Below are 17,063 nucleotides of genomic sequence, written 5' to 3' on the forward strand. Positions count from 1 at the left end.
CAGAGCCCGTCTTCGGCCGCGCCGGGCGTGCCTTCGTGGCCTTCGTCCAGCAGCACGGCCACGGCGTCGTTCCCGCTTTGATCCGCAAGCTCCACTTTGGCGCGCAGTTTGTAGAAGAAGAGGCGTTTGAGAATCTCCTTGGCGCGGGCCGCTTCGCAGTCGGCCAGATAGCCGTCCCCGTCCTTGATCAGGAACAGATCGAAGAGAAACTTGCCCTGCGGCGTTTGCAGCAAGGTGTAGATAGCGCGGTCTTCGCCCACGATATCCATGTTCTGCGTCAAAAGCCCTTGCAGGAAGGAATGGGCATCCGGTCCGGATATCCGCAGAATACCGCGCTCCGGCAAGAGGCAGGCACGAGAAGCCATAAGTGTCACCTTTCCGTTGGCCTTCAGATTTAGGCTCCCTTGCGCCCGGGCGCAACGGGGTGACCGGATTGTGAGTGCTATCGCAGCGCTTGGCACATGTTCTGCGACTTCGTATAACCGGTGAGCTTCTGGGGGTGAAAGAAGTCGATGCGTATACTCTTTATCAGCTCGAGTTACTTGGGCGATGCGGTTCTGACCACCGGCGTGCTGGCTCATTTGATGGCGCAGTATCCCGGTGCGCGCTTCACCGTGGCTTGCGGGCCGGGGCCGGCGGATCTTTTCCGCGCCAATCCCCGGGTCGATCATGTTCATGTGATGCGCAAGAAGCGCCGCTCGGGTCATTGGATCGACCTTCTGAAGGAGGTCTGGGCGCAGCGTTGGTCCATGGTGGTAGACCTGCGCGGCTCGGCGACGTCCTATGTGCTGCGCACCTGGCGCCGCCGGGTGCTGCGGCCCAATCATTCGCTTCACCGGGTGCCGCATATCGGCTCGGTTCTGGGGCTCGATCCGCCGCCATGCCCCACGGTCTGGCTGACGAAGGAGGCCGAGGCGCGCGCCGCCGAGCTGATTCCGGACGGGCGCACGGTGCTGGTCATCGGCCCGACGGCTAACTGGCCGAAGAAAATGTGGCCTTCGGAGCGCTACGCGCAATTTGCGCTGCAGATCACGGCGCCGGGCGCCCCGCTCGAGGGCGCGGACATCATGCTTCAAGGCGGGCCCGGTGAGCAGGATCAGATCGGCCCGATTTATGAGGCGATCCCGCAAGAGCGGCTGATCGATCAGGTGGGCTCGGACCTTGTGACGGCAGCGGCTTGTTTTAAGCGCGCGGCGCTTTATGTCGGTAATGATTCCGGCCTGATGCATCTGGCAGCGGCGGCGGGCGCCCCGACCTTGGGTCTTTTCGGTCCGACGCAGGAAAATCTCTATGCGCCTTGGGGCGAGCATGCCGCTTTTGTTCGCGGGCCGCGCTGCCTGGAGGAAATCGAGGCCGACCCCGCCTTCGACCGCAACAGCCCCGATTGCGCGATGGGCGATTTGACCGTCGAAGCGGTCTATGATGCGGCAATTGCATTGCTTGAGAAGACAACAGGAAAGGCCGGCCCCCGATGAGCAAAAGCTACGATCTCGTGATCCGCGGCGGAATTATCGTCAATCATGACGGGCAGGGCCCGGGCGATGTGGCGGTCAAGGATGGGAAGATCGCGGCGATCGGCCAGCTTGGCGCGGTGGATGCGGGCGCTGTGATCGACGCGCAGGGCCTGCATGTGCTGCCCGGGGTCATCGACAGCCAGGTGCATTTGCGTGAGCCGGGAGCGGCCCATAAGGAAGATTTGGAATGCGGCGGGCGCGCCGCCGTCAAAGGCGGGGTGACGGGCGTCTTTGAAATGCCCAACACCAAGCCGCCGACGACGACGCCCGAAGCGCTGGCCGACAAAGTCTCACGCGCCCGCCACCGCATGTATTGTGATTTCGCCTTCTATGCGGGCGCAACGACGGAAAACGCCAAAGAGCTTCCGGAGCTGGAGCGCCAGCCGGGCTGCTGCGGCATCAAGGTTTTCATGGGTTCGTCGACCGGCAATCTGCTCGTGCCGGACGATGATCATGTGCGTGAGGTGCTGCGCAATCTGACCCGCCGCGCCGCCTTTCACTCCGAAGACGAGTTCCGCCTGCGCGAGCGACGCCCGCTTGCCGAAACCGGCAATGTGCACACCCATCCGGTTTGGCGCGATCATATCGCCGCCATCCAGTGCACCGAGCGCCTCGTCCGCCTGGCGCGCGAGGAAGGCAAGCGCATTCACGTCCTGCATATTTCAACGGCCGAGGAAATGGACATTCTCGCTGCCCATAAGGACATTGCGACGGTGGAAACGACGCCGCAGCATCTCACCCTTGTGGCGCCCGATTGTTATGACGAAATCGGCACGCTCGCGCAGATGAACCCGCCGATACGCGATGCCCATCACCGGGAAGGCATCTGGCGGGGCGTGGCCGCGGGCATTGTCGATGTCATCGGCTCCGACCATGCGCCTCACACGCTGGAAGAAAAGGCCCACACCTATCCCAATTCGCCCTCCGGCATGCCCGGCGTGCAAACGCTGGTGCCGATCATGCTCGATCACGTAAATGCAGGCCGGCTGACGCTGGAACGTTTCGTCGATCTGACCTCGCACGGGCCGAACCGGATTTTCGGCATCGCCGGCAAAGGCCGTCTTGCGGTCGGCTATGATGCCGACATCACCATTGTCGATATGAAGAAAAAGCACACGATCGAGAATAAGTGGATCGAAAGCCGCGCCGGCTGGACGCCGTTCGACGGCAAGACCGTCACGGGCTGGCCCATCGGCACCATCGTGCGCGGCCACAAGGTCATGTGGGAGGACGAGATTCTGGGCACGGCGCCGGGCGAGCCCATGCGCTTCCTCGAAGCGCTGGGCGCGTGAGTTAGGCCAAGACAACACCTATCACTGTCATTACCCGCATGAAGCGGGTAATCCAGGCGGCCTTTCCTGGTTACGGGCAATGACAGAGGAAAAGTGTAGTGTTTGCGGCGTTCAACCGGCCTCAGCCGTCATAGCCCGGGCCGAGCGGCTGGCCGTAGGAAAATTCGACCACGCGTCCGTCAGGGTCTTTAAGCGCGCAGAAATAGCCCACCGGCGGGGGAAGGTCCCGGGGCTCCCAGAAAAGATGCGCCTTGCCTTTCTCGGCAATCTTATCGACCGCCTTCCGGCTTTCCAGCGCAAAGCCGAGATGGCTCATATCGTGCTCGGGCTGAGGATCGGGCTTGCCGCCCGCAATAAGCACGAACACGAATTCATGTTCCTTGCCGGGCTCGGCCAGCCAGATCACGCGGATGCCGTCATTTTCACGCTCATGCACATTCTCCATGCCGCAAAAGCGCATGTAGAAGGCCGCCGTTTTGTCGATATCGGCGGTATGAAAGGCCATATGGGTGAAGGCCGGGCGGAAAAGGGCGCGTGTTCCTGAAGTTTCGGTTTCATTCATGAAGATGCCTCCGGGTTTGAGGAATCCCCTGCCGCCTATAGTCTAACAGCCCCTGGCAGGTCCGGCCATTCCAGGGGGCGGGGAAGACCCAAAACGCAAGGCGCTTTGCGTGACTTGACCGTGGCGGCGTTTTGGGGTCGTGTGAGGGCCAAATTCGCGGGGGAATCCCCGTAAAACGGGGGCGTGAAGACCCCCAGCATATAAGTCTAGAGGGATGGCATTGATGAGCGAGACGTTCCGCGCGCTGCTGGTGACGAAAACCGATGACGGGCAAAAATCCGAGATCGTGGATTTCAATGAAGCCGATTTGATGGACGGCGATGTCTCCGTCGATATTGCTGCTTCCACGATCAATTTCAAAGACGGGTTGGCGCTGACCGGCGCCTCGCCCATCATCCGCAAGCCCGCCCTTATTCCGGGCATCGATTTTTCCGGCACCGTGACCGCCTCGGACAATCCGGGTTTCAAGCCGGGCGATAAAGTCGTGCTCAATGGCTGGGGCGTCGGCGAAGGCCATCATGGCGGCTATGCGGAAAAAGCGCGCGTCAAAGGCGACTGGCTGGTGAAACTGCCGGAGGGTCTTTCCCTCGAGCAGGCCATGGCCATCGGCACCGCCGGGTATACGGCCATGCTCTCCGTGCTCGGCCTTGAAAAACAGGGCGTTAAACCCGGTGACGGCGATGTCTTGGTGACGGGCGCGGCCGGCGGCGTCGGCTCCGTTGCGATCGCGCTTCTCTCCAAACTCGGCTACCGGGTTCTTGCTTCCACGGGCCGCGCGGCGGAAGCCGATTATCTGAAAGGCCTCGGCGCGGCGGAGATTATCGACCGCGCGGAGCTTTCCGAAAAAGGCAAACCCCTTGGCAAGGAGCGCTGGGCGGCGGCGGTGGATGCCGTCGGTTCCCACACGCTCGCCAATGTGCTCGCGCAAACCGCTTATGGCGGCACGGTGACGGCGTGCGGTCTGGCGCAAGGACCGGACCTGCCCGCCACCGTCATGCCTTTCATCTTGCGCGGGGTGAAGCTCATCGGCATCGATTCCGTTATGGCGCCGAAAGCCAAACGCGAGGAAGCCTGGTCGCGGCTTGCCAAGGACCTCGATCTGAAAAAGCTCGACGCGATGACGGCGAAGGCCGGGCTTGCCGATCTGCCGAAACTTGCCGGGGATATTCTGGCCGGCAAGGTGCGCGGGCGCATGGTAATCGACGTCAAGGCGTAAGGCATTCAACAACAAAGAAACGAACCTTGGGAGGAAGAGGCCATGAACAAACCGGCCTTTCGCGATCCGCGATATTTGGAACGGCGGGTGGAAGTGACGCGCCGCGCAGACGGCTCGATCATTCTGGTCAATCCTCATGAGCTGAAGCCGCGCGCGGCAAATCTGATCGAGCCCTTGCGCCGCTGGGCCGAAGAGCGCCCGGATCAAACCTGGCTCGGCAAACGCAAAGCGCCTGCGGCGGGGGAGAAGTACGGCCCCTGGGAACTGCTGTCCTATAAGGATGCGAATGCCAAGGTAAACGCAATCGCCCAGGCGCTGCTCGACCGCGGTCTCGACCAGACGAAGCCGGTGATGATCCTTTCGGCCAACTCCCTCGAGCATGCGCTTCTAACTTACGGCGCCATTCTGGCCGGCGTGCCGGTGGCGCCCGTCTCGCCATCCTACAGCCTGATCAGCAGCGATTTCGACAAGCTGAAATATGTGGTGAACCTCGTCGAGCCGAAGCTCATCTTCGTGCAGGAGTCTGCACCTTTCGCAAAAGCGCTGGCCGCGCTCGATTTGGATGGCGTGGAAGTCGTCAGCGTCGATGGTGAGGCGGGGACGCCTTTCGCCTCGCTCGTTGAAACGCGCCCCTCAAACGATGTCGAGGAAAGCTATGCGCGGCTCAGCGATGACATGGTCGCGAAATATCTTTTCACCTCCGGTTCCACCGGCATGCCAAAAGCCGTCATCACCACGCAGCTCATGATGTGCACCAATGCGGTGATGCCCTCGAGCGTTGTCGATGAAGAGCCGGACCGCGTGCCCGTCATGCTCAACTGGCTGCCTTGGAACCATTGTTTCGGCGGCAACGCGATTTTGAACAATCTGCTCACCTCCGGCGGCACGATGTATATCGATGGCGGCCGGCCCGTGCCGGGGCAGTTCGAGGAAACGCTGCAGAACCTGCGCGAGATTGCGCCCACCTCCTATTCCAATGTGCCTGCCGCCTACGGCATGCTGGTGCCGGAGCTGGAAAAAGACGACGATCTGGCGCGCAATTTCTTTTCCAACATCCGCACGCTTGCCTATGGCGGGGCGGCGCTCAGCCAGGACCTTTACGACCGCATTCAGGAAGTCGCGGTGCGCATTACCGGCGAGCGGATCGTCTTTTCCTCCGGTTATGGGGCAACGGAAACCGCGCCCACCATCATGAACGTGCATTGGGAGACCGAGCGCATGGGCCTTCTCGGCCTGCCGCTGCCGGGCATCGAGCTCAAACTCGTACCCACCGGCTCCAAGCTCGAAGTGCGCGTCAAAGGCGATTGCATCACCAAGGGCTATTACAAGAACCCGGAAAAGACGGCGGAGGCGTTCGACGAGGAAGGCTTCTACCGGTTGGGCGATGCGGCGAAATTCGTCGATGAGAACCGGCCCGAAGAAGGGCTCGTCTTCGACGGGCGTGTGGCCGAGGACTTTAAGCTCTCCACCGGCACCTGGGTAAGCGCGGGGCGCCTGCGCGTGCAAGCCATCGAGGCGGCGGGCGGCCTGTTGCAGGACGCGCTCGTGACCGGGCTCGACAAGGAGTATATCGGCATTCTGGGTTTCCCCAATATTCCCGCCTGCCGCAAATGCGCGGGCGATGAGAATCTTGCGCCGGAAGAGCTGATCACCCATCAGGGCGTGCTCGAAAAACTCGGCGCAGGCCTTGCCAAGCATAACAGCACGAATCCCGGCTCCTCGACGCGGGTCAGCCGGGCCATGCTGATGAGCGAGCCGCCTAGCATCGATGCGGGCGAGCTCACGGATAAAGGCTATATCAACCAGTCCACAGCCCTTGCGCGGCGCGCCGATCTGGTCGAAAAACTCTATGCGGACCCGCCCGGCAACGACGTGGTGGTTGTCGGTAAGTAACGCCGGGCAGGGTGCGCCTGAGGGGCGGATGTAAGGCAAGAGGAAGAGACCGGGCATGGAATATCTGACGCTCCTGGTGAGCGGTATTCTGGTCGGCGTGGCGGTTGCCGCCCCCATCGGCCCGGTCAATCTCATCTGCATCCGCCGGACGCTGAAATATGGGGCGGTGAATGGGTTTGCCTCCGGTTCCGGCGCGGCGCTAGGCGACGGTGTATTTGCGACCATTGCCGCTTTCGGTGTGACGGCGGCGATTGCTTTCGTGAAGACTCATTCTTTCTGGTTGCAGGTGCTTGGCGGGCTTTTTTTGATCGGGCTCGGCATTCGCACTTGGCTGGCGCATCCGCATCTCGATGACAGCCTGCCGGAAAATGCTTTGGGCGATCTTCTGCCTGTCATCGGTACGACATTTTTCCTGACCATCACGAACCCGGCCACCATGCTGGGTTTCATGGCGATTTTCGGGGGCATTGCAGGCTTTACCGTGGGCAGCGAGGATTATGGCCGCGCGCTCTTGCTGGTGGCCTCGGTCGTTGCGGGATCGGCGCTTTGGTGGGCTCTTTTGACCGGATTTGTCGGCTTCTTCCGCAACCGGATGAGCGACCGGATGCTGGAAATCATCAATCACGTCTCCGCCGGGCTGATTATTCTGTTCGGCCTCGGCGTGAGCGGGCGTGTATTATGGGAACGGTTCCTGTGAAGAGCCGCAAGAAAACGAGGGAGCGGAACGAATGAACGGTGCGGAAAGTCTGGTACAGACGCTGGTGGATTCTGGGGTGGAGGTTTGCTTCACCAATCCCGGTACCTCGGAAATGCATTTCGTCGCGGCGCTGGACAAGGTGCCCGGCATGCGCGCCATTCTCGGCCTTTTCGAAGGTGCGGTGACGGGCGCTGCCGACGGTTACGGCCGGATGGCGGAAAAGCCGGCGGCAACGCTGCTTCACCTCGGCCCCGGGCTCGCCAACGGGCTTGCCAATCTTCACAATGCCCGCCGCGCCTCGACGCCGCTCGTGAATATCGTGGGCGATCATGCGACCTATCACGCGCAATATGACGCCCCGCTGTCCTCGGACATTAAGGGCTTTGCCGCGCCCGTTTCAGGCTGGGTGCATTCATCAAGCCATCCCAAATATGTCGCCGCCGACGCCGCCCGCGCGGTTGCAGCGGCCCGTCAGGCGCCGGGACAGGTGGCGACGCTTATTTTGCCGGCCGATACCGCCTGGCTCGAGGCGGACGGTCCGGCGCCTGCCTTGCCCGTGGCAGGTCCCGTGCCTGCCGGTGAGAAAGCCGTGGCGCGGGCGGCCGGCGCGCTCAAGAATGGCAAGAAAACGGTCATCCTCATCCGCGGCGAAGCGCTGAAGGAGGAGGGGCTGCATGCGGCAGGCCGCATCGCGGCGAAATCCGGCGCGCGGCTTTTGTGTGACACATTCACTCCCCGTATCCAGCGCGGGGCGGGGCGGGTTGCCATTGAACGGCTTCCCTATTTTGCCGAACAGATCGAGGAAAACCTCGCCGGTACCGAGCAGATGATCATTGTCGGCTCGAAGCCGCCGGTCTCCTTCTTTGCTTATCCCGGCAAGGCAAGCTGGCTGACGCCGGAAGGCTGCGACATTCTCATGCTCGCCCATGCGCATGAAGATGGGGTAGGCGCGCTTGCCGCGCTTGCCGAAGCCATCGGCGCGCCGAAAGAGCCTGCCCATGTCGCTCCGCTCGAAAAGCCGGAGCTGCCCACGGGTAATCTCGACAGCTTCACGGCGGGCCAGATCATCGGCCACTATCTTCCCGAAGGCGCGATCGTTTCGGATGAAGCGGCCACCTCGGGCATCGGCCCGGCGATCTATACCGCCAATGCCGCCCCGCACGATCACCTCTCGCTGACCGGGGGCTCCATTGGCCAGGGTCTGCCGGTGGCCACAGGCGCGGCGGTTGCCTGCCCGGACCGCAAGGTTGTGTGCCTGCACGGGGATGGCGGGGCGATGTACACATTGCAGACGCTGTGGAGCCAGGCGCGCGAAGGGCTCGATGTGACGACGGTGATCTTCGCCAACCGCTCCTATGCGATCCTCAATGTGGAACTGATGCGGGTGGGTGCGGAAAATCCGGGCCCCAAAGCGCTTTCCATGCTCGATCTGCATAATCCCGAGCTTGATTGGGTGAAGCTCGCCCAAGGCATGGGCGTCGAGGCGATGCGCGCGGAAACGGCGGAAGAATTCGCCGACCAGTTTTCCCGCTGCATGCGCACGAAAGGCCCGCATCTCATCGAAGCGGTGGTCTGAGCCAGGCATCGCCGCAAAAGAAAAGAGCGCCCTGGCCTTTGCCGGGGCGCTTTTCATTTGGGCGGATACCGCCCGGCTTAGTGATGGGTGCGCTGAAGCGTGAATTCGCCGTGGCGGATCCGGTCTGCCAGATTCTCGGCCATGTCGGCGACATTATCTTCGCCCAGCACATCGACCATGTCGCTGAAAGCGGCGTAAAGCGCGGCACTTGCCACGATGTCGGCGGAAGCGCCGGCCTGCAGCGCTTCTTCCCAGGCATCGAGCAAAAGGTCGAGCGCCAGCTGGCGTTGCTCGTCTTCGCTCGGAAAGAGCGCGTCAGCCGCTTCGGTTTCAAAATCCGCGTCGTCCAGATCGGACAGAAGGCTTACGCGCGTGGGTCGGGTCTTAGACATTAAAACGGGTGCTCATTTTTCCAGTTTGCAAGTCGGACGGGCCGCACCCTCCGTATGACACAAACGCTGCCGGGATCGAAAAGGGACCGGCAAGGCTTGCAGCTTTGTTTTGTTGTAACACAAAATTTTGGACTTGCGCGATGAAAGATAGGAGACGGTTAACCTCTCACCCGGCGGTGTGCAAGGGGCGGCAAGTGAAAATCCGTTTGAGGCCGCCCGGTTATGGTTAAGGCCGGGAGATGGCGGAGAGGCGGGCGGAGAGCTTTGCTCCCTCGTCCAGAAGCCGGTTGATTTCCGTCACCGTCTTGCCCGAGCAGCGCCCATGGGCGATCCGAGCCTTGTGATAAGCGCTATTGAAATGGCCGACCAGCAACTCGCGGGTCTGTTCATCCGGCTCGGTGGCTTTCAGGAGTTCGCGCATTTTTTCGCGCCAAACCTGGCCTTCGCTGCCATCACAGAGGTCGCGCATATAATGAACGGAGCCCAGAATCTCCGCGACGCGCAGCACATCTGCCCAATAAGCCGCCGCCCTGCCGGACTTGCCTCCCGTTTGGGCATAGGCGGCCGGCGTAGCGCCGAGAAGGGCGCAGGCAACAAGCGCCTGTGTCAAAAAGACACAGAACACACGGGCCGGTGAGCGGCCATTGGAGCCGCAATGGGACAGGGTTCGGGCGCAGGGCATGGCAGGAAACGGGCATCCTTTCCGTTTTGCGAATTCTCAAAGCTTCGTGAAGCAGGTGATGCAGAAACGGGGCCAGAGGCAGGCTGTGAGATGAGGCCCGGTCAGTTATCCTGCGGCGCGGCCATTTCGTCGGCCAGATGCGGCGAGGCCTCATAGCGGCGCGTATCGAGGAGATAGGCAAGCTCGGAGAGCGCATCGAGTATTTTTTCCATATCCCCCTCGTAAAGAAGGGTGGGCAGGAAACGGGCGAGTTCCAGCTCGAATTCGCGGTGCTTGGCCAGGCCGCTTTCGGTCAGGCGCAGTTTGACGCTGCGGGCATCGTCGGCGTCTTTCTCGCGCATGATGAGGCCGCGCCGCTCCATATCGGCAATGAGCGCGGAGGCGGTGGGTTTGCGGATCGAGGCTTCGACGGCCAGCTCGCCCGCCCGTTTCGGCCCGCGTTTCAAAAACATCAGAAAACGGTATTGCGGCACGGTGATGTCGTGCCTGCGCGCAAGCTGCTCGAATTCGCGAAAGAGAAAAACCACGGCCCGGGCCGCGAGGATGAGGCGTCTGTCGATCTGGTCTGCCATCGGCCCCGCCTTGAAGAAAGCCTGCGGTGAGGAAAGCGGGAACCGGTGCTGCCGGTCCCCGCGTGTTTGTTAGAAAATCGAATAGCCGCCGTCGATGATCAGCGTCGTGCCGGTGTGATAGGCTGAGGCATCGGAGGCGAGATAGACGGCCATGCCGCCGAAATCTTCCGGCTCGCCCCAGCGGCGGATCGGCACGCGGGGGATGACCTTTTCGGCAAAGGCGGGGGCGGCCTGCGCCTGCGAGGTCATGTCCGTTGCGATCCAGCCGGGCAGAATGGCGTTGGCGCGGATGCCGTGACGGGCAAATTCCACTGCTGTCGAGCGGATCATGGAAATGACCGCGCCTTTCGTGGCCGCATAGGCTTGATTGCGGGCTGCCCCTTCAATGGCGGCAAGGCTGGCAATGCCGACCAGCGATCCGCCCGGATCGCCGTTCTTGGCCCGCTCGACCATGTGGCGCGTGCCCTCGCGCAGCGTCCAGAAAACCCCGTCGAGATTGACCGAGAGCACCTTGCGGTAAACTTCCGTGGACATTTCGGTGAAGGAGGGCGCACCGTAGCCGATGCCGGCGTTCGCGAAGATGGAATCGATGCGGCCCATGGCGGCAACGGTTTCCAGCATGCCGTCGACGACTTCCTGCTCGTTCGCCACATTCACTTTGCGGCCATAGGCGCGCACGCCGTGCGCTTCCAGTTTTTTCACCGCGTCCGCATTGCGCTCTTCATTGGTGCCCCAGATGGCCACATCGGCGCCAGACTGAGCCAGCGCTTCGGCCATACCGAGCCCGATGCCCCGGTTGCCGCCGGTGACGAGCGCGACCTTGCCGGTCAGATCGAAAGGTTTGTAGGTCATGAGAGCCTCCCTGATTGGCTTCTTGTTTTCATGGCAGTTCTGAAGGCAGGACTATAGCACTGCAAGGGCGCTTGCCAGCAAGGAAGGCGGGATTAACCGGCGCAAATGCCCCTTCCGCAGGGGCAGCGGGCCCTTGTGCCGTGAGGGTATGAAGCTCAGGAGGATTTCAGGAGGGCGGCCAGATCGTCCACATCTTCGCTGGCGAGCAGCGCGTCGATCTCATCCTGCTCGCAGGTCATGTTATGGCCGTTGATGATGGCGCTGGTCAGGTCGATATATTGGCGAAGCTGCCCCGTCACCGCGGAGACCGTGCTCTTGGTGCGCACCTCATCGCCCGCCGCGATCGCCGCTTCGATGGCTTTCAGACCGGCAAGTGCCGTCGCGTCCATCTGCGTGACGAGGTGATCGAAAGGCAGGCGGTAGCGTATAGGCGCGTTTTCGTAGGCCAGGATCGCCAGTTCCTTGTCCTGAAAGCAGGAATCACGGAAATGGTCTGCATAGCTTTTCGGCCGCCACTCACGCGCATCTTCCATGCATTCGGGAATATCCGCGACCATGTCGAGCAGCATGACGATTTCGTTGAAATGATTGAGGTAGTCCGTAGCCAGAAGAGTGTCTTCGTGAATGTTCTTGCCGCGCGCGACTTTGCCGAGCGTGCGCGGATAGCCGATCCCGCCAATGGGGCGGGCGGAATCCGGCTGTGCGGTGCTGGCGGTCTGTTTGTCTGTGCCGGTCAAGACGCGCGGGCCCCCGTTTTGAGCATGCCTCCTCATAGCCCGCGGCCGGCCGGTGCCGGCGCGTGCTTCCTCGCGCCGAGACTAGCGGTCAGTGGTTAACAATCATTTCGCTGAGAAATACAGGAAATAACCGTTTCAGCGGCTGTGACGGGGGCAAGGCCGGGCGCGGGCGCGGCATCCTGCCCGGCGGCCGGTGAAGAGGTGCCGGGTGGGATATTTTGGCTGATTTCTGCGCCCAGCCTGCCTTCCTCGCGCAGCTCGGCGCATTGGAAATAGGGCTTGAAAGAGAGTTTTTCGGCATCCGTGGCAAAGGAACAGGAGAAAACCGATGTGCCTTTTTGAACGAGCAGACTGTTGCCGAGGGCGGTGCGGATCTCATAACCGTTAACAATGAGATCGCTGAGGTTTTTATCCGTCAGCACGAAGGGGCCGTTGCGGGCGCCGATCTCGGCGGCCTTCGTTTCAGGCGTCAGGAGGAAAAGGGCGAGGGCGGGAAACATCGCCCGCCGGAAGGCCGAGCGGCCATAATCGTTTTTACGCATGCCGTGAAATCCGCTTCCGCTAGCTTGCTGCGCAGTCCCGGCACAGGCCGGTAATCTCGATGACGCGCTTTTCCTGTTTGAACCCTTCCGCCGCCGCCACTTTTTGCAGTGCCTCGCCGATGGCCGGGTCCGCGATCTCTTTCGCGTTGCCGCAGGACCGGCAGATCAGGAATTGGCTGTTATGGGCACCCATGCCGCCCAGGTCCTGATGGCTGCAGCCGATATAGGCATTCAATGATTCGATGCGGTGGACAAGCCCCTGTTCCAGAAGAAAGTCGAGGGCCCGGTAAACGGTAGGCGGTTTCGGATTGTCGTGCTTCTTGCCGAGGCTGGCCAGCACGTCATAGGCGCCGATGGGCTGGTGCGAACTCCAGACGATTTGCAGCACTTCCTCGCGCAGCGGCGTCAGGCGCACCCCGGCCTCGGTGCAGAGCGTGCGGGCCCGCATCATGGCGTCATCCACGCAAAGGGAATGATCGTGCGGGGTAAAAGCGGCGGCTGCCGGTTTTTTCGCGGTCGAGGATTTGGGCGCCAAAACGTCTTCCTTGCTGTTCTACCCCCTGCGGGCTGCCAGTATAGCATAAAGCGCGGTTGGCGCTTTTCAGAAGCGCCATCACAGGATCGTGGCCCGGCGGGTGCTTAGATGCGCGCTGCCGGCGAATCTCCTAATCTTGCGCCCATGTGCGGCCGCTTCGTCATCACAACCCCGCCTCAGGCGATGAAAGAGCTGTTCGGCTATGCCGAGCAGCCGAACTTTCCCCCGCGCCGCAATATCGCCCCCACCCAGCCCGTGCCCGTCATTCACACGGGCGAGGGGCACACGCGGGACGGGGCGCGGCATTTCTCGCTGATGCGCTGGGGCCTTGTGCCAAGCTGGATGAAGAAATTTCCCGATAGCGTGCTCATCAATGCGCGGGCCGAAACGATTCTCGAAAAACCTTCCTTCAGAGGGGGTATCCGCCACCGGCGCGCGCTCATTCCCGCCGATGGATTTTATGAATGGGACATACGCACCAAGCAGCCTTATTTCATTCACCTTGAAAGCGGCGGGGAAAGCGGCGGCCCCTTCGCCATGGCCGCGATCTGGGAAGATTGGATGGGCGCGGACGGCGCGCAGATCGAAAGCGCGGCGATCGTGACCGTGGCCGCCAAGGGCAGGCTTGCCCCCATTCATCCGCGCAGTCCGGCCATTTTGGATGAAAGCGCCTGGGACGCCTGGCTCGACACGGAAAATACGCGCCCCGACGAGGCCGTGAAGCTGCTTTACGAGCCCGGCGCGCCGGCCCTTGCTTTCCATCCTGTCAGTACCCGCGTCAACAAGGTCGCCAATGACGATGAAAATCTGACCCTGCCGGTGGACGCGGACAGAGGGCCGGGCCAGCTAAACCTTTTGTGACGGCTTTATGTGAGGAGCCGTTCATTCTTTAAGCGCGCGCGTGATTCTCGTTAGCCGGCTGCCATGCGCCGGGCCAAAGCACGCGAAAATGCCCGAATTGGCTTGAGGAAGCAGGGGCCGCGCGCTTCATACTCCACAGGCCTGCAGCTTTTGGGATATAGTGGAGGCGTTCCGGCCTGCCTCAACACGCCATTTTCAACGGGCGGCCGGCCTATGGAGCCTTGATGGCCGCTGATATCGTTGTCTTGCTGGTGCTGATCGTGCTGAACGGGTTCTTCTCCCTGTCGGAGATGGCCGTCGTTTCCTCGCGCCGTCAGCGTCTGCAGGCGCTCCTCTCGCGCAAGCGCGAGCAGGGCAGCGCCAATACGCAAGGCGTGGAAACGGCGCTGCAGCTTCATGCCGAACCCGGGCGCTTTTTGTCGGCGGTGCAGGTGGGCATCACCTTGATCGGTGTTTTTGCCGGTGCCTTCGGCGGCGCGACGTTGGCCGAACCTTTGGCGGCCACCATGTCGAACGTCCCCATGATCGGGGATTATGCGGGGCCCGCCGCCTTTGCATTGGTGGTTGTTGCGATCACTTATCTTTCGCTCATCGTTGGCGAACTGGTACCCAAGCACATCGCGCTGTCCAATCCCGAAGCGATCGCCTCGGCCATAGCCCGGCCCATGACGGTGTTTGCCCGTGCCCTGTCCCCCGTCGTCACGCTGCTGTCCAAATCGAGTGACGCGGTACTCAGCCTTTATGGCATAAGCGGGCGCGATACATCGGGCGTGACGGAGGAAGAGATCAAACATCTCGTTGAGGAAGGTGTCGCCACCGGCGCCATCGAGACGGTGGAACGCGACATTATGAACCGCGTTTTCGGCCTCGGCGATTTGCGCGTCGGCGACATGATGACGCCGCGCGGCTCCATGATCTGGCTCGATACGGAACTGCCTTACGAAAAGAATCTGGAACTGGTGCGCGAGCATCAGGAATTGCGCTATGGGGTGCGCAAGGGCGAGAACGGCCCGCCCGTCGGCATGGTGCGCATGGAAGATCTTTTCATCGATTTTGATGAAGGAACGAATGAGGCGCTTTTCGCCAACATGTCGCCGCCGCTTTACATTCCGCGCCGCGCTTCCGTTCTCAAAGCGCTCAGTATTTTGCAGGCGGAAAGCAAGTTCATGGCTTTCATCATCGACGAGTATGGCGAGGTGGTGGGCACGATTTCGATGCGCGATATTTTCACCGCCATTGTCGGCGATATTTCGGGCCATGCGGCGCATGAAAACAATGCGGTCGTCAAACGCATGGACGGCTCTTACCTCATCGACGGTGTCGTCTCGGCTGAAGAGGCAAAGCGCGTCCTGAAGCTGAAAAAACTGCCGGGCGACGAATCGAGCGATGTGAACACGCTTGCGGGCGTTATGTTCGACTGGTTCGGGCGGTTGCCGCGCGAGGGCGATTATTTCGCCTGGAACGGCTACCGTTTCGAGGTGGCGGATATGGACGGGCCGCGCGTCGATAAGATCCTTGTCGTGCCCGCGCAGAACCTGCCCATCGGCGCGTTCCGCGACAACCGCCAGGCCGAAGCTGCCGCAGCAGCGATAGCAGCATCGGGAAAAGAAGAGGCGGAAGCGGATGAGGAACCTTCCGCTGAAGAGGGCGGGCAACCGGAAGCCGAGATCGTGCCCTTCCGCAAGAACCCGGGCGGCAATTAAGCGCCGCTTTCTTGCCGTGCTGTGAGTATTTTACCGGGATTGAGAATGTTCTGAGGGTCAAGCGCCTGCTTCACCGCCCGCATCATTTCCATTTCCACCGGTGATTTGATCTCTGCCAGCTCATCGCGCTTCAATTGCCCGATGCCGTGCTCGGCGCTGATCGAGCCGCCAAGCTCGAGCGCGATGGCATGGACGATGCGGTTGAAGCGGTCCCATTCTTTCAAGAACGCGTCCTTGTCCATGCCCGGCGGCTGGCTCAAATTGAAATGCACATTGCCGTCGCCGATATGGCCGAAGGGGACGGGGCGGATGCCCGGCATTTCTTTTGTGACGGCCTCAAGCGCGCGCTCGATGAAGAGCGGCATTTGGGAGACGGGCACGGAAATATCGTGCTTGATGCTGCCACCTTCCTCCCGCTGCACATCGGAAAGATTTTCCCGCAGTGCCCAGAGAGCAGCGGCCTGCGCATCCGACTGGGCAATCGTGCCGTCCCGGGCAAGGCCTTCTTCCATCGCAGCGCCTAGCGTCTCGGTCAACAGCGCTTGAAGGGTCTCTGCCGTGCCGCCGGAAGAAAGCTCGATCAGCACATACCAGGGCGAGGGCGCGCTTAAAGGATCGCGTGTCCCTTCCATATGTTTCGTCACGAAGTCGATGCCGATGCGCGGCACGAGCTCGAAGGAGCTGACAAGCCCGCCGGTGCGCGCCTCGATGAAATGCAAGAGCGATACGGTTTTGGCAAGCTCCGGCACGGCGGCAAAACCAACGGCCTTTGCGCTCGGGCGCGGGAAAAGTTTCAAAACGGCGGCGGTGATAATGCCGAGCGTGCCTTCCGCGCCGAGAAAAAGCTGCTTGAGATCGTAACCCGTATTGTCTTTGCGCAGGCCCCGCAGCCCGTTCCAGATGCGCCCGTCCGCCAGCACGACTTCGAGCCCGAGCACGAGATCGCGCGCATTGCCGTAGCGCAGCACCGCCGTGCCGCCCGCATTGGTGGAAAGATTGCCGCCGATTTGGCAGCTGCCTTCCGAGGCGAGCGAAAGAGGAAAGAGACGGTCTTCTTTTTCCGCCGCTTCCTGAATGGCGGCGAGCGTGACGCCCGCTTCCACTGTCATCGTATTGTTTTCCGCATCGATAGCGCGGATTTTTTTCATGCGCTCAAGGGCAAGAATAATGCTGCGCGCATTGTCCGTGATTTGCCCGCCCACAAGCCCGGTATTGCCGCCCATGGGAATGACCGGTGTTTTCGTTTCATGGGCAAGGGTGAGAAGGCGCGAAACCTCTTCCGTGCTTGCCGGTTTGACGATGGCAGCCGCTTTTCCTTCGTAAAGTCCGCGCCGCTCGCTAAGATAAGGCGCCATCTCGAACGGGTCGGTGACGACATGGGGCGCGCCCACAATCTCTTTTAGCCGGTCTATCAAAGTGTCATCGCTCATGGCGCTT

Annotated in this window: 18 protein-coding genes; 8 read left to right on the forward strand and 10 right to left on the reverse strand. The window is 61.6% G+C overall.

Features of this window, described 5'->3' with window-relative positions; all coding sequences use genetic code 11:
- A partial coding sequence (locus M2A_RS18205; protein ID WP_045448354.1) for a YgfZ/GcvT domain-containing protein occupies nucleotides 1-365 on the reverse strand: 365 nt, incomplete at its 3' end.
- A 147-nt stretch (nucleotides 366-512) separates the two neighbouring features.
- On the opposite strand from M2A_RS18205, the gene M2A_RS12980 reads away from it, so the two are divergent.
- Both M2A_RS12980 and M2A_RS12985 read left to right on the forward strand, forming a co-directional pair.
- Nucleotides 513-1,475 carry a glycosyltransferase family 9 protein gene (locus tag M2A_RS12980; protein ID WP_045448356.1) on the forward strand — a complete coding sequence of 321 codons (963 nt, stop codon included), beginning with the start codon at nucleotides 513-515 and terminating at the stop codon, nucleotides 1,473-1,475.
- Nucleotides 1,472-2,806 carry a dihydroorotase gene (locus tag M2A_RS12985; RefSeq protein ID WP_045448358.1) on the forward strand — a complete coding sequence of 445 codons (1,335 nt, stop codon included), beginning with the start codon at nucleotides 1,472-1,474 and terminating at the stop codon, nucleotides 2,804-2,806. The genes M2A_RS12980 and M2A_RS12985 overlap by 4 nt, the downstream gene beginning before the upstream one ends.
- Nucleotides 2,807-2,927: 121 nt before the next feature.
- Here M2A_RS12985 and M2A_RS12990 read toward each other — a convergent pair whose 3' ends face one another.
- A complete protein-coding gene (locus M2A_RS12990) occupies nucleotides 2,928-3,368 on the reverse strand; it encodes a VOC family protein (RefSeq protein ID WP_045448359.1) in 441 nt (146 codons plus the stop codon).
- Nucleotides 3,369-3,591: 223 nt separating this feature from the next.
- Here M2A_RS12990 and acuI point away from each other — a divergent pair, with 223 nt between their 5' ends.
- From acuI to M2A_RS13010, 4 genes are read left to right on the forward strand one after another with little or no spacing between them, the layout of a single operon-like run.
- Nucleotides 3,592-4,584 carry an acrylyl-CoA reductase (NADPH) gene (acuI, locus tag M2A_RS12995; protein WP_045448481.1) on the forward strand — a complete coding sequence of 331 codons (993 nt, stop codon included), beginning with the start codon at nucleotides 3,592-3,594 and terminating at the stop codon, nucleotides 4,582-4,584.
- A 42-nt stretch (nucleotides 4,585-4,626) separates the two neighbouring features.
- Entirely contained in the window at nucleotides 4,627-6,477 is a 1,851-nt protein-coding gene (locus M2A_RS13000) for an AMP-binding protein (protein ID WP_045448361.1), read from the forward strand.
- A gap of 55 nt (nucleotides 6,478-6,532) precedes the next feature.
- The gene (locus tag M2A_RS13005; protein WP_045448363.1) at nucleotides 6,533-7,174 is read left to right on the forward strand and encodes a LysE family translocator; all 642 of its coding nucleotides are present in this window, start codon (nucleotides 6,533-6,535) and stop codon (nucleotides 7,172-7,174) included.
- A gap of 31 nt (nucleotides 7,175-7,205) precedes the next feature.
- Nucleotides 7,206-8,750 (forward strand): acetolactate synthase large subunit, encoded by a 1,545-nt coding sequence (locus M2A_RS13010; RefSeq protein WP_045448365.1) that lies wholly within the window; start codon nucleotides 7,206-7,208, stop codon nucleotides 8,748-8,750.
- Between the two features lie 77 nt (nucleotides 8,751-8,827).
- Here M2A_RS13010 and M2A_RS18390 read toward each other — a convergent pair whose 3' ends face one another.
- From M2A_RS18390 to M2A_RS13045, 7 genes are all read right to left on the reverse strand, one after another.
- Nucleotides 8,828-9,142 carry a hypothetical protein gene (locus M2A_RS18390; RefSeq protein ID WP_244444455.1) on the reverse strand — a complete coding sequence of 105 codons (315 nt, stop codon included), beginning with the start codon at nucleotides 9,140-9,142 and terminating at the stop codon, nucleotides 8,828-8,830.
- Nucleotides 9,143-9,368: 226 nt separating this feature from the next.
- On the reverse strand, nucleotides 9,369-9,824 hold the full coding sequence (locus M2A_RS17500; RefSeq protein WP_081875617.1) for a TIGR02301 family protein: 456 nt from the start codon (nucleotides 9,822-9,824) through the stop codon (nucleotides 9,369-9,371).
- Between the two features lie 101 nt (nucleotides 9,825-9,925).
- Nucleotides 9,926-10,396, reverse strand: coding sequence for a MarR family winged helix-turn-helix transcriptional regulator (locus M2A_RS17505; protein WP_052379475.1), 471 nt, complete (start codon nucleotides 10,394-10,396; stop codon nucleotides 9,926-9,928).
- 69 nt (nucleotides 10,397-10,465) lie between these two features.
- A complete protein-coding gene (locus tag M2A_RS13030) occupies nucleotides 10,466-11,248 on the reverse strand; it encodes an SDR family NAD(P)-dependent oxidoreductase (protein WP_045448367.1) in 783 nt (260 codons plus the stop codon).
- Nucleotides 11,249-11,403: 155 nt separating this feature from the next.
- Nucleotides 11,404-11,985 carry a hypothetical protein gene (locus tag M2A_RS13035; RefSeq protein ID WP_197052933.1) on the reverse strand — a complete coding sequence of 194 codons (582 nt, stop codon included), beginning with the start codon at nucleotides 11,983-11,985 and terminating at the stop codon, nucleotides 11,404-11,406.
- 95 nt (nucleotides 11,986-12,080) lie between these two features.
- Nucleotides 12,081-12,527: a hypothetical protein gene (locus M2A_RS13040; protein WP_045448369.1), complete on the reverse strand. Its 447-nt coding sequence runs from the start codon at nucleotides 12,525-12,527 to the stop codon at nucleotides 12,081-12,083.
- Nucleotides 12,528-12,546: 19 nt separating this feature from the next.
- Nucleotides 12,547-13,062: a Fur family transcriptional regulator gene (locus M2A_RS13045; protein ID WP_045448371.1), complete on the reverse strand. Its 516-nt coding sequence runs from the start codon at nucleotides 13,060-13,062 to the stop codon at nucleotides 12,547-12,549.
- Between the two features lie 108 nt (nucleotides 13,063-13,170).
- Between M2A_RS13045 and M2A_RS13050 the strand changes: the two genes are divergently transcribed.
- Together M2A_RS13050 and M2A_RS13055 are read left to right on the forward strand one after the other, a co-directional pair.
- On the forward strand, nucleotides 13,171-13,923 hold the full coding sequence (locus M2A_RS13050; RefSeq protein WP_052379476.1) for an SOS response-associated peptidase: 753 nt from the start codon (nucleotides 13,171-13,173) through the stop codon (nucleotides 13,921-13,923).
- Nucleotides 13,924-14,147: 224 nt separating this feature from the next.
- Nucleotides 14,148-15,626 carry a hemolysin family protein gene (locus M2A_RS13055; RefSeq protein WP_052379477.1) on the forward strand — a complete coding sequence of 493 codons (1,479 nt, stop codon included), beginning with the start codon at nucleotides 14,148-14,150 and terminating at the stop codon, nucleotides 15,624-15,626.
- Here the strand turns inward: M2A_RS13055 and M2A_RS13060 are convergent.
- Entirely contained in the window at nucleotides 15,623-17,056 is a 1,434-nt protein-coding gene (locus tag M2A_RS13060; RefSeq protein ID WP_045448373.1) for an FAD-binding oxidoreductase, read from the reverse strand. The genes M2A_RS13055 and M2A_RS13060 overlap by 4 nt on opposite strands.
- Nucleotides 17,057-17,063 lie beyond the last annotated feature (7 nt).

The organism is Tepidicaulis marinus (assembly GCF_000739695.1).
Taxonomy (GTDB): domain Bacteria; phylum Pseudomonadota; class Alphaproteobacteria; order Parvibaculales; family Parvibaculaceae; genus Tepidicaulis; species Tepidicaulis marinus.

Bases quoted from the DNA above. Each gene is read 5' to 3' on its own strand.
- M2A_RS13010 (WP_045448365.1), top strand. From the start codon at position 7,206: ATGAACGGTGCGGAAAGTCTGGTACAGACGCTGGTGGATTCTGGGGTG.
- M2A_RS17505 (WP_052379475.1), bottom strand. From the start codon at position 10,396: ATGGCAGACCAGATCGACAGACGCCTCATCCTCGCGGCCCGGGCCGTG.
- acuI (WP_045448481.1), top strand. From the start codon at position 3,592: ATGAGCGAGACGTTCCGCGCGCTGCTGGTGACGAAAACCGATGACGGG.
- M2A_RS12985 (WP_045448358.1), top strand. From the start codon at position 1,472: ATGAGCAAAAGCTACGATCTCGTGATCCGCGGCGGAATTATCGTCAAT.
- M2A_RS13060 (WP_045448373.1), bottom strand. From the start codon at position 17,056: ATGAGCGATGACACTTTGATAGACCGGCTAAAAGAGATTGTGGGCGCG.
- M2A_RS12990 (WP_045448359.1), bottom strand. From the start codon at position 3,368: ATGAATGAAACCGAAACTTCAGGAACACGCGCCCTTTTCCGCCCGGCC.
- M2A_RS13050 (WP_052379476.1), top strand. From the start codon at position 13,171: ATGCGCGCTGCCGGCGAATCTCCTAATCTTGCGCCCATGTGCGGCCGC.
- M2A_RS13030 (WP_045448367.1), bottom strand. From the start codon at position 11,248: ATGACCTACAAACCTTTCGATCTGACCGGCAAGGTCGCGCTCGTCACC.
- M2A_RS13005 (WP_045448363.1), top strand. From the start codon at position 6,533: ATGGAATATCTGACGCTCCTGGTGAGCGGTATTCTGGTCGGCGTGGCG.
- M2A_RS18390 (WP_244444455.1), bottom strand. From the start codon at position 9,142: ATGTCTAAGACCCGACCCACGCGCGTAAGCCTTCTGTCCGATCTGGAC.
- M2A_RS13040 (WP_045448369.1), bottom strand. From the start codon at position 12,527: ATGCGTAAAAACGATTATGGCCGCTCGGCCTTCCGGCGGGCGATGTTT.
- M2A_RS13055 (WP_052379477.1), top strand. From the start codon at position 14,148: ATGGCCGCTGATATCGTTGTCTTGCTGGTGCTGATCGTGCTGAACGGG.
- M2A_RS12980 (WP_045448356.1), top strand. From the start codon at position 513: ATGCGTATACTCTTTATCAGCTCGAGTTACTTGGGCGATGCGGTTCTG.
- M2A_RS13000 (WP_045448361.1), top strand. From the start codon at position 4,627: ATGAACAAACCGGCCTTTCGCGATCCGCGATATTTGGAACGGCGGGTG.
- M2A_RS17500 (WP_081875617.1), bottom strand. From the start codon at position 9,824: ATGCCCTGCGCCCGAACCCTGTCCCATTGCGGCTCCAATGGCCGCTCA.